We start from the raw sequence: 1,124 nt of genomic DNA, 5'->3' as shown, positions 1-1,124 counted from the left end.
GCCAGGGGCGGCACATGGCCGGCCGAGGTGAGTCGGTCGGTGAGGTAGTCCCAGAAAGAAACGCCGAGCTTTCGGCAGGTCTTCCTCAGGCTGGCGAAGGTGTCCCGGCACTGGCGGCCCGTGTCGCCGCGGGTACCGCCGCTGATTTTCCGTACCTTCACGTAGTCCCTGATATCGGTCTCACTGGCATTGGTGTGTAGCGGCATGTCCGGTCGGGTCAGCACTCGGAGCAGGTCTGCCTTATGCGCCAGGATGCGCCGCAGCAAGCGGTCCAGCGTCACCCACCCGGTTCGTTGCCCGAAGAGTGTGTCGAATCCGGCCGCGAGTGCTGCTACCTTCTGCGGCGCGGGCGCGGCCCGGAACGCTTTGAGCTCGGCGTAGTAGCCCCAGATCTGCCCGCGCACACGCGCCTGCTCCCGGCGCTGGACGTCGTTGGCGGGAATGAGCTTATGCACCAGCCGCTCGGTGTGCACCCAGCACAAGCCGTGCGTCAGGATATTGAACTGCCCGGCACCGTCGCTGACGACCGCCAACTCGGGATGGATGCCTTTGTCCCGGAGCGCGCCCAGCAACGCCGCCTCGGTGACGATGCGGCGGTGACGGGCGTCGCCAATGTCGAGCCAGTCGAGATACGCGGTCCAGTTACCCCCATCGAACGGGGCGCTGCGCAGCGCTTCGACGAGCTCCAGTTTCAACCCCTGCTCCCGCATATGGGTCAGGGTATCTTCCGTCACCGCATAGGACGGCTGCCCATCGTGCAGGTGGTTCAGGAAGCCGATGCGGCTCTTGTTGTCGGCGCTGCCGAACCAGGCGAAAGTCGGGCTGCTGACCACCGTGACGTAGCCGTTTTTGCCTTGGTGGCGGGCGCCTGAGTCGTCCACCGTGATGGCCGAGCTGACTTCCAGACCTGCCTTGAGAAGACTGGATTTCTCGGCCGAGAAGGCCGCCTGGCCGAACGCCAGCAAGGCGTCGATCTGGCCCGTGGAAATGTCGACGCCCCACTCGAGCAGTTGCTCGCGCAGCTTGGGTTGCGTGACGTGACAGTGGTGGTACTGGTACAGGATGAAGGCGCGCAGACCCGGTCCGAAGTGCAGACCGGTCAGCTCCGGCGGGCACGCCGCTGT

The 1,124-nt window shown here is 65.6% G+C and carries 1 protein-coding gene; it reads right to left on the bottom strand.

Annotation, left to right across the window (positions count from 1 at the left end):
* Positions 1 to 1,124: IS66 family transposase (locus NA637_RS25070; RefSeq protein WP_256075299.1), on the bottom strand; the 1,124-nt coding region annotated here is incomplete at both ends.

The sequence above is a fragment of the Stutzerimonas stutzeri genome, assembly GCF_024448935.1.
In the GTDB taxonomy this organism is placed as follows: domain Bacteria; phylum Pseudomonadota; class Gammaproteobacteria; order Pseudomonadales; family Pseudomonadaceae; genus Stutzerimonas; species Stutzerimonas stutzeri_AO.
This window is presented reverse-complemented; position numbering and strand designations above follow the sequence as displayed.